General features: G+C 55.9%; 8 protein-coding genes and 3 pseudogenes. 6 read left to right on the top strand and 5 right to left on the bottom strand.

Translation table 11 applies throughout. The annotated features are described in order from the left end of the window. Both ligD and F3H58_RS25840 read right to left on the bottom strand, forming a co-directional pair. Positions 1 to 193, bottom strand: a 193-nt coding sequence (ligD, locus tag F3H58_RS27760) for a non-homologous end-joining DNA ligase LigD (RefSeq protein ID WP_353619451.1), incomplete at its 3' end; no start/stop codon positions are given. An 8-nt stretch (positions 194 to 201) separates the two neighbouring features. Next, positions 202 to 511 (bottom strand): annotated as a pseudogene (locus tag F3H58_RS25840) (ATP dependent DNA ligase); the annotation flags it as partial. Between the two features lie 700 nt (positions 512 to 1211). Here F3H58_RS25840 and F3H58_RS25835 point away from each other — a divergent pair. Beyond that, positions 1212 to 2150, top strand: coding sequence for an energy transducer TonB (locus F3H58_RS25835; RefSeq protein ID WP_149744265.1), 939 nt, complete (start codon positions 1212 to 1214; stop codon positions 2148 to 2150). A 287-nt stretch (positions 2151 to 2437) separates the two neighbouring features. Further along, the gene (locus F3H58_RS25830; RefSeq protein ID WP_188129073.1) at positions 2438 to 3001 is read left to right on the top strand and encodes a hypothetical protein; all 564 of its coding nucleotides are present in this window, start codon (positions 2438 to 2440) and stop codon (positions 2999 to 3001) included. Positions 3002 to 3258: 257 nt separating this feature from the next. Here F3H58_RS25830 and F3H58_RS25825 read toward each other — a convergent pair whose 3' ends face one another. After that, positions 3259 to 3909 carry a LysE family translocator gene (locus F3H58_RS25825; RefSeq protein WP_149744264.1) on the bottom strand — a complete coding sequence of 217 codons (651 nt, stop codon included), beginning with the start codon at positions 3907 to 3909 and terminating at the stop codon, positions 3259 to 3261. Between the two features lie 117 nt (positions 3910 to 4026). Here F3H58_RS25825 and F3H58_RS27860 point away from each other — a divergent pair. The 3 genes and pseudogenes from F3H58_RS27860 to F3H58_RS27355 form a co-directional block, all read left to right on the top strand. After that, positions 4027 to 4122 (top strand): annotated as a pseudogene (locus tag F3H58_RS27860) (IS5/IS1182 family transposase); the annotation flags it as partial. Next, positions 4123 to 4239: pseudogene (locus F3H58_RS27855) on the top strand (IS5/IS1182 family transposase); the annotation flags it as partial. A 527-nt stretch (positions 4240 to 4766) separates the two neighbouring features. After that, the gene (locus F3H58_RS27355; RefSeq protein ID WP_286170127.1) at positions 4767 to 5261 is read left to right on the top strand and encodes a hypothetical protein; all 495 of its coding nucleotides are present in this window, start codon (positions 4767 to 4769) and stop codon (positions 5259 to 5261) included. On the opposite strand, the gene F3H58_RS25810 is transcribed toward F3H58_RS27355, so the two are convergent. Further along, positions 5258 to 5902 (bottom strand): response regulator, encoded by a 645-nt coding sequence (locus F3H58_RS25810; protein WP_149744263.1) that lies wholly within the window; start codon positions 5900 to 5902, stop codon positions 5258 to 5260. The two genes, F3H58_RS27355 and F3H58_RS25810, sit on opposite strands and share 4 nt — an antisense overlap. Further along, positions 5899 to 7332 (bottom strand): sensor histidine kinase, encoded by a 1434-nt coding sequence (locus tag F3H58_RS25805; protein WP_149744272.1) that lies wholly within the window; start codon positions 7330 to 7332, stop codon positions 5899 to 5901. The genes F3H58_RS25810 and F3H58_RS25805 overlap by 4 nt, the downstream gene beginning before the upstream one ends. Before the next feature lie 286 nt (positions 7333 to 7618). On the opposite strand from F3H58_RS25805, the gene F3H58_RS27350 reads away from it, so the two are divergent. Beyond that, entirely contained in the window at positions 7619 to 8248 is a 630-nt protein-coding gene (locus tag F3H58_RS27350; protein WP_286170126.1) for a hypothetical protein, read from the top strand. The last annotated feature ends 330 nt before the right edge of the window (positions 8249 to 8578 follow it).

Below are 8578 nucleotides of genomic sequence, written 5' to 3'. Positions count from 1 at the left end.
CGACTTCGCCAGCCGCTTGATGACGAAAGCTGGCCATCGCAATAATCCAGTCAGGCGCTCGTATTTTGGAGGAGCGCCGGCACTGTGCGGTGAAGCGTTTCGGATCGAGATCGGTCTTCACCTGGGTCCAGGTCAGCGGCATCGATACGGTAGCTCCCGGCCGCGCACGCGGCGACAACGGCGTGACCGCCATAGCCATCCGGTCATTGCCGGCGACGCCGGCTTTTCTGCCTCGACTTCGGCTACAGGCTTGTCTTCGCGCAGCCCGTTGAACGCCGCCTGACGCACCAGTCCGTCCGCCGTCCAGCCGGCGAACTGGATCTCGGCGGGCCAGTTCGGGTTTGACCCAGACGATGTTGGAAACCTTCTTCGGCGCGCCGATGCCCGCGAACGGTGATTTAGCGGCTTCGATCTTGCGGAGCCTTGGCAAGATTGTATCGACCGTTTTGGCACCGTAGCCGGTTCCAACCCGGCCGACATCCACGAAATGATCACCCCTGAAGACGCCGACCGCTGCTCATTCCGCGGCAGGCCCCTTCGTTCTAGTCCTGCAGCAAGTGCGGCTCAATGTGGAAAGATATCGGCTGCCACGGATCTGGCATTGACGACCTGTTATGTCCTTATCACGCGCGGAACGTTTTCAGCGAAGCTTGCGCTCTGATCATTTGCGCCACCCGTCGGAAGTTCAGCTCACTCGCACCGTCCTGCGAATAACGGGGTCGCCGGTTCGATAGTGTTCAAGAGCTAATTGGATGAGAGTCGTTTATCCGTGAACCAAAGTGCGCCGGATCGTAAGCTGAAGTCCGGACTTGAACTTTTGGACACCCGGCGTGATTGTGAGAGACGGACAAATCGGAGAAAAAACTCTCCGGTTCTAACTTAATCGGTGTTGGAGTTTACATGATCAGAAAATCGATAATGGCTGTATCGCATGCGGTTCTTGCCGTACCCAATCCCCTCCGCGCCCAGCGACGATGAGCGGACGACGAAGTAATTCTACGCTTTCGGTCGTATCGATGCCCTCTACCAACCATGCAGCAAAATAAGGGAAATGCCGCATTGGTTTCCTGTGTTGTAGCTGCCCGATGGAAATTTCGCACAAGGATATCTCGCTTATAGCCTCGGCCACTTCGAGGCCGAGGCGAGCGCAGAAGTCTGTGAATGATTGGGCATGAATTGACAAAACTGAGTTCTAACAAAGGCGCGAGACGATGATGCCAAAAATGCAGATTGTATTAGGGCTCGTCGTGGCCAGTGTTGTGGCGCTATCTGGACTGGCTGCACCTGCTATAGGTGCTTCGAGTATTGAACAGGGGATAGATTTACAGTTCACGCCACCGAAGGGTCTTTGTCAGGTCGATCCGTCACGCTCGAAAGCAGACCAATACCTTTGGACTAGTCTTCCTGATAAAAAGACGGCCGAATTGACACATACATTGTTTGTCGATTGCCTTCCGCTGGAACAGGCGCGGAAAGGTGATTTTTCGGGTAAAATGCCAACGAATGTGATTTTTCTCGCAGTGATTCCGCGTACAAAAGACCAGACACCTCCCATCCCATACAATCTGAAAGATTTGGTGTCGGCTTTGGTAGCGAGGGACGCGCCGCGTTATAAGGACGCAAAGCCGTTTTTTGGGTCGCGGAAAGAGACAGCCGACGTTTTCGCATTACTCGGCAGCGACGAAAACGGCGTGTATTACGGCATCCGAAAATTTGACAAATCCGGCAAGGAAATGGGAGGCGGCATTTCGATTTACACGATGATCGAAACATCCCCCATCCTCATCTGGGTGCTCGCTTTTGAAAACACGATTGATGAAGCCAAGTTTGACACGGCAAAGCAGCTGGCCGCACAATTACAGGCTGAAAACAGCCGCCCCGTAAGAGTAAATCTAAAGGGTCTGCCGCGCTTGGCAAAAAAGGTACAATCCTGCCTCAACGTGCCCGCAGGAGTAGGGGGAAAGGCCGTTGTTTCATTCAAAATTAACGAGGCGGGCGCTCTCGAAGGAACGCCGGTGGTTATCGAGCAGGGTGGTGGCGAAGCAAGCGAGGTCATTGGTAAGGCAGCGATAAGGGCGCTTCAAAAATGTCAGCCGTACCTGGAATTCGGTTTGCAAGGCCAATTTCATCTCCCGTTTGTAATTCAATAGGTGGAGGGTTTCATGACATGTGGCATCCTACAGCGCGACAGCGAGTTAATTCCAGCCAAGGAGGAGTAGAAGATGAGCGGCGGTGGCCGACATATGGTTGGCGCGAGTTGGCCATGAAGCTGGGCTTGGGGCATGGTCGTATTCGCGAGGAGCAGCTTGTGGAATTGCTGGAAGAGGGTTTGCGAACGACAGGAAGCCTGTTGCGCCCGGTGTGAACGCCGGGGCATGATCCTCAACTGGCTGCATCCATCCCGCACGTTTACTTTCGGACGCGGCGGTCTGATCCCATGGACGATGACGAACCGGAGAAGAAAATGAGGAGCGCAGAGCGAGCAAGTCCGCTTCGGTATCTTGAGATATTGACCATTGGCAGCTTCTGCGCTGCATTTTTGAGTTTCGGGGTGGCCACGGCGATGCCGGCGGACATGACGGCGGAGCGTCTTCTCACTATCTGTGAAGCGCCTACCGTGCGGACCGCGATGATCAAGGGTGACGAACTTGGCTGGCCGCGGCTGACCGATGCGGAAACAGAGGAATGGCGTCGTAGTTTCGTCGCCTATAATGGCGGTTCGGTGGACCTTGTGGGCTGGCGGCAAGAGAAGGCAGGCGGAGTCGAGTCATTGTCTTTTTGGCTTGCTACTGGTCCGAACGGACACAAAGCATGCGCATATTCCACGCCAAGACCTGCCGGTTTCCTGGATGCGTTATCGGAGAGGCTTGGCGCACCGGATAATCTGGACAAGAATGACGCGATCGAAAGTACGACAGCCTGGTGGAAACGAGGTGCGGTCGAGTATTCTTTTGTTCAGGTAGGTTCGTCCGCCGTCATCAATATCGGCTCAAGTCGGTGAGGTCGTGGCGTATAGCCGCAGGTAAATTGTCACGCAACCCGACAGACCGCCCCAAAATGCGAGACGTAAAAGGTTTCAGGTTTTTCGCGAGATAATATCGCTGGAACTGAAGGCGAAGATCGCAATCATCAAGAAGCTGAGTGCGGATGCCACTTGCGCACCCCATGACTGACTTTGAGCGACGAGCATACTTCCCCAGCTAGGTTCAGGCGGCGACACACCGAGTCCGAGAATGTCCAACAGGTATGACAGGTGGTCTATTTCTTTTGATTGCCAGCAAAAGCGGCCGTCAGGCCAAGGCCGATGTAAACGAAGCCGCTAACCCAGCGTTCGGCCTTCAGATAGGCGGGACTGCGCTTCAGCCAGTTGCCGGCCGTGCCGGCAGCAAGTGCGTAGGTGCAATCCGTCAGAACACCAATCACCGTGTAGAGAATTCCGAGAAAGGCGATCTGCATTGCCATATGGCCACGATCGACCTCAACGAACTGCGGCAGGAAAGCCAGAAAGAACAATGCGGTCTTCGGATTGAGGAGATTGACGATGAAGCCCTCACGAAAGATGCGCATGCTGCTTCGCTTCGGCAAACCGCCCTCGACGTCGGGAATGTCCGACGACCCGAGGAGCTTCTTGAGGCCAAGCCAGATCAGGTAGGCCGCGCCCGCATATTTCACCACGCTGAAGGCAAGCGCGGAGGATGCCAAAAGCGCCAAGAGCCCAACAGCGGCGGCGACGACGTGAACAAGTGTGGCGGTATGAATGCCAAGGATTGAAACGAGGCCGGCAGAACGACCCTGCTCGACCGAGCGCGCAAAGATGTAAAGGACTGCCGGGCCCGGCACAAGAAGCAGCACAAGCGTGGCGCTGACGAACAGGCTAAGATTCGTTGCGCTGGGAATTGCCAAATCCATGATTGTTTTGCCCCCGTTTTCTATTGCACGAACGATAGCATTGAGCTGCCTCCAATGCGAGGTCGTGTTCTGCTTTTACGCTGTCACGTCGCGCCGATTTCTGGTTCAGCGGTCCCTATGAGCCGACATGACCCGACAGACTTTGAATGGCGCGCGATTAAGTCGCTGCTACCCAACAAGCCACGGGGGGTGCCGTGCGTCGATGGCGGCAGGCAAGAACATGACGGACAAGCCGCCGACCATCTGCTCGACCACGATGGACCTGGAACAATCGTGCTGGCGGACAAAGCCTACGATACTGATCGCATCCGGGTATTTCTCCGCGTGAAAATTTCCCGACACTTGAGAACTGTCATCGACGCGTATCGCGCTCGGGATCCGTTCTATGAAGAAGGCGGAGATCACGACGCCCTCGGCGACGAATTCGCTGCCCTATGACGGTTCCCCGTCTCGTGACCTCCGCCGCGAGTTGTGGGTTTGGGTGCCTCAGGACGTCGGACCTACCGCAACCCTTGTGAGTGTTTCACTAGCGCGGTAGGGATTGTTCTCAGAGGCATGACCCCGTCGACATTATCTCCGTTATAGAGAGAGCAATCGTTGCCGGGTAACCGGCTCAGTTCTGCGTGGAAACCAACAGGCAATGAGGCTTCTGCCCATGTCGCTTCCGACTTTGGTCTAATGTTATTCAGGTGCAAAAGTCTCTTAGGCGATTGCTGAAGTCCAAAGGAGGTTTTCTCTTCAGGCCAGGGCTTGACCACTTGCGGTGTCGCGACGATTTGTAAGGCGTTCAAAACCTTGCCGACCGGTTCTCGCGTGCTACCCGTTGCCGGATCCAATCGGTACCTCAGGAGCCAGATGTGTTATTGCGCCGCAAACTGATCGCCGTTTTCCCGTACCTGCTGTTGACTCTCTTCAACACGGCTCTCCCTTATACAATAAAAATTCACGGTGTTTCTGCGACATTTGCCGAGCAAGTGGCTGAGGCCAGAAGCGGCAACGGCGGTGGCAACGGGAACGGCGGCGGCGGAGGTAGCGGAGGTGGCGGAAACGGAGGGGGAAGCGGCAACGGAGGAGGCAACGGTAACAGTGGCGGCAACGGCAACGGCAATTCGGGTGGCAAGGCAAACAATAGCGGCCAGTCGTCGAGCACTGGAAGTGCTGCAAAAAGCCAGACTGATGCCGATGACGCAACGAATGAAGCCGGCGGCGCCCTGACCGTTCGCCATAAGGACGGCATCAGTGAAACTGTGCAGCGGGGGCGATACGTGATGAAGGACTCAAAGGGCCGTACAATCGTCAACCGCGATGCAACGGTTGCAGACGAGCAGCGGCTCAGATCCTTCCTTCGTTAACGGCGCCTGTCAATCTCGTCGCGAAACGCCATCGCGGCTTCCGTCCGGTTGCTTACGCCAAGCTTGGTGAAAATCTGTGTCATATGGTGTTTGATCGTCTTTTCGTGGAGGTCCAGTTTGAGACCGATATGTTTGTTGCTTAATCCGGCAGATGCAAGCTCCAGCACCTCCTGCTCCCGATCCGTCAATGCGGTAAAGGGATTGGCCCGGGCGCCTGATCCGCTTCCCGAAATCAGGCGTGCGGACAAGGTAGGCGCAACGTAACTGTCACCTGCCGCGACGCTTCGAATGATATCGGCAAGTGCGCGTGATCCAACCCCTTTCAGGACGTAGCCCTTCGCTCCACTCTTCAGCGCCGCCATGACGTCATCGCCTGCCTCGGAAACCGTCAGCATCACGATCTTCTGACCGGGCACCCGATCAAGTATAAGCGAGATAGCTTCGAGCCCACCCCCAGGCATGGAGATATCAAGCAGCAGGATGTCGGGTTGGTGCTCTGCCGCTATGCGCAGAGCGTCTTCCTTGCTGCTGCCCTCTCCGACGACATTGAATCCGTCCATTTCCGTCAGGCTTCGGATGACGCCTTCCCTGAAGAGGGGGTGATCGTCCACAACTGCCAGGCTTATTTGTTGCGCCGTCATGCCTGCTCCATTTCCGCGATATTAAGCGACATCCGCACGATGGTTCCCCGGCTTGATGAACGAAGATGGAAGACGCCTCCCAGGCTTTCCACGCGGTCCCTGAGGCCGGCAAGGCCGAGTTTCTGGGGCGAAACATCGCTCATGCTGAAGCCGTGCCCTTTATCCATAACTTCGATGATAATCAGTCCGTTTTCAGATGTTTGCGCAACCTTTTGCCCGATGCCGCCAGCATGGCGATATCCGTTGTTCAGAGCCTCCTGTACAAAACGATAGATGCATATCTTTGCCGAGGTGGAAAGGCTCGCAGGCCTCTTGTTCAACGAGAGTTCGACGGAGACGCCTGTGCGCTGCTCATGCGCGAGGACCGCACGTTTCAGCAGGTCAGCAAGGCTATCCGTTTCTATGTGTGGCAACATCAATCCACTACAAATGCCCCGGATTTCCGCCATGGCGTCGTCAAGACTGACCTTGATTTTTGTCAAGGACGCTTCACGTTCTTCGGCGGGAGTTCGAGGGTCGGTGAGTGTCTGGCTGTCAAGTCGTAAAGAGGCGTAGGCGACCAATTGTGCGGGACCGTCGTGCAGGTCAGCACCGATGCGACGCAAATAGCTCTCGTTGAGGGAGGTTGCCCTTTGGGTGGCGCGCTGAACACGTGCGCGTAACGCTTCGTTCTGTCGCAGCAGTGCGGACAGTTCCCCGATGCGGTCACTGAGTGCCTTGCGCTGGCTGTCGATCGTACGGCTTCCACGCAGGACTATGATCGACAAGAGGGCGAAAAATGTCATCGTAAATGTAGCAACCATTACCCAACTCAACAGCCGGGCCCGATTAAGGCTCCATTCGAAATCATGGGCCACCTCGAAAAATTCAGAGACGGCGACGACTTTGCCAGACCAGGGCTGCAGGACCGGATTGTAGATTTGCAGAAGTGGCTTGTCACTGTCGCGTTCGGCCTCGCTCTCGACGTCGTCTATCCGATTGAACCTTGCTGCCATTCGGCCGGTAAAGGCCGTTCTGAGGTCATCAGAAAGCGGGAACTGCTTGCCGGAAAGGTTCTTGTCGCTGGAATAGAGAATTGTTCCATCGCTGCGCCAGAGCCGGAATGAAAACAGGCGCTTTCCAAGTGCGCCCTGGCCAAGTGTCTCGTCCAGGGCCCGCGTTATCGAATCGTCCAGAGCCTGGGTGGTTTGCATATCAGGCAGAAGAGGGGCGATCACGCTATCCACATAAAGCGCCGTCGTCGCCGCGGAATTACGCGTCACGGCGTTTTCGATCAGGCTGGAAACGAAGTAACCCACGACAACCATCGCACAGATCGCGACAACACCACCCGCAAAGAGGAACTGCCTTGCGAGGGATTGAGAATTCCAGCGTGCGACCAGACTTGCCAGAGGCACTTTGTACTCACGGCTTGTCGGCAGAACACGCATGATCAGCACTCATCTCCCCCAACCTTTATAGCTATCCCGCCAAAGCGGAGTGTCAACCGTTGTCTCCCGAAGGAGGCAACGGTTTGTCCCGAAGATGAGCCAGTTCTCCGGTCCATACAATCAGGGACCATTGGGCGCGATCAATCGGACTATGGTCGGAATGCTCAAGGCATAGGTCCGAGCGGAGTAGAAACCTGAAATTTCGGCAATATTGTAGTGCGTAACGATTTGCTGGGACCGCGGCTCTCTGACAGGGGCGGTGCCCAACTTTATGAAGGACCTGCTCATGAAAATCCGCTCTGTGATCGGTACCGCAAGCCTTAGTCTTGTCCTCGCCGTTGCCCCGATGGCAGGAGATACCGTCGGCTTCACTTATGCTGCTTTTGCCAAGGACGGAAACGGCGGTGGTAATGGCGGTGGCAACGGTGGTGGGAACGGCGGTGGCAACGGGGGAGGCCATGGTGGAGGGAAATCCGATGCCGGCGAAAATCGGGCTTCCTCCAACTCATCCGCGAACAAGGGCTCTTCGGCATCGTTGAAATCGCATCATTCAGACAAGCCCTCAAAAACACACGGCGAGAAATCGAAAACGCAAAGCGCAAAGTCGGGCACTGGCAGCCTGAATTCGATGAAGAGAAATTTTCATGCCTATCTGAATTCCAACGATCCCAAGATGGCAGCGCTTGCAGCTTATGTGAAGGCTTATGCTGAATTCGAAATTCAGTATGGGGTAACGGCCGTGCCGACGGATCCCGCGCTTAGCGAGACTGCGCTGGTTTCGGCGTTGGAACAGTTGGCAAACAGACCGGTGACCAGCGAGGAGATCGCGGAGGCGAAGAGCATTCTGGGCGCTGGAACAGACACAGGCAAAATCGCGGAGGTTCGCGAGGCTCTCGAAGAGGAAGCCCAGAACTGAGATACCAGCCGATAGTGCTGCGGCAACCTTGAGGTACTGCCCCTTCCGCGATGAGGGGGTTAGATTCAGTCACCACGTCCATGACGGCGATTTTTTGAACTGTCATTTACCAGTCTGGCGCCGACAGACGCCAACCCGTTGCCGGAGTCATAACCGGCATTATCGCCGGATCAAGCCGCCCGCCGCGGGCTTGATCCGGTGATATCATATGGGCGGCCACATGGGGTGCGTAACACCGGCGAGGGGAATCTTCTTGTCCAGCCTTTGAGTAGGGCTCCTTGCGGAACAGCAAGGCCGAAACTTACGATCTGACACTACATCCTTTCCCTT

It is taken from the genome of Rhizobium sp. NFACC06-2 (assembly GCF_900101425.1).
Taxonomy (GTDB): Bacteria; Pseudomonadota; Alphaproteobacteria; order Rhizobiales; family Rhizobiaceae; genus Agrobacterium; species Agrobacterium leguminum.
This window is presented reverse-complemented; position numbering and strand designations above follow the sequence as displayed.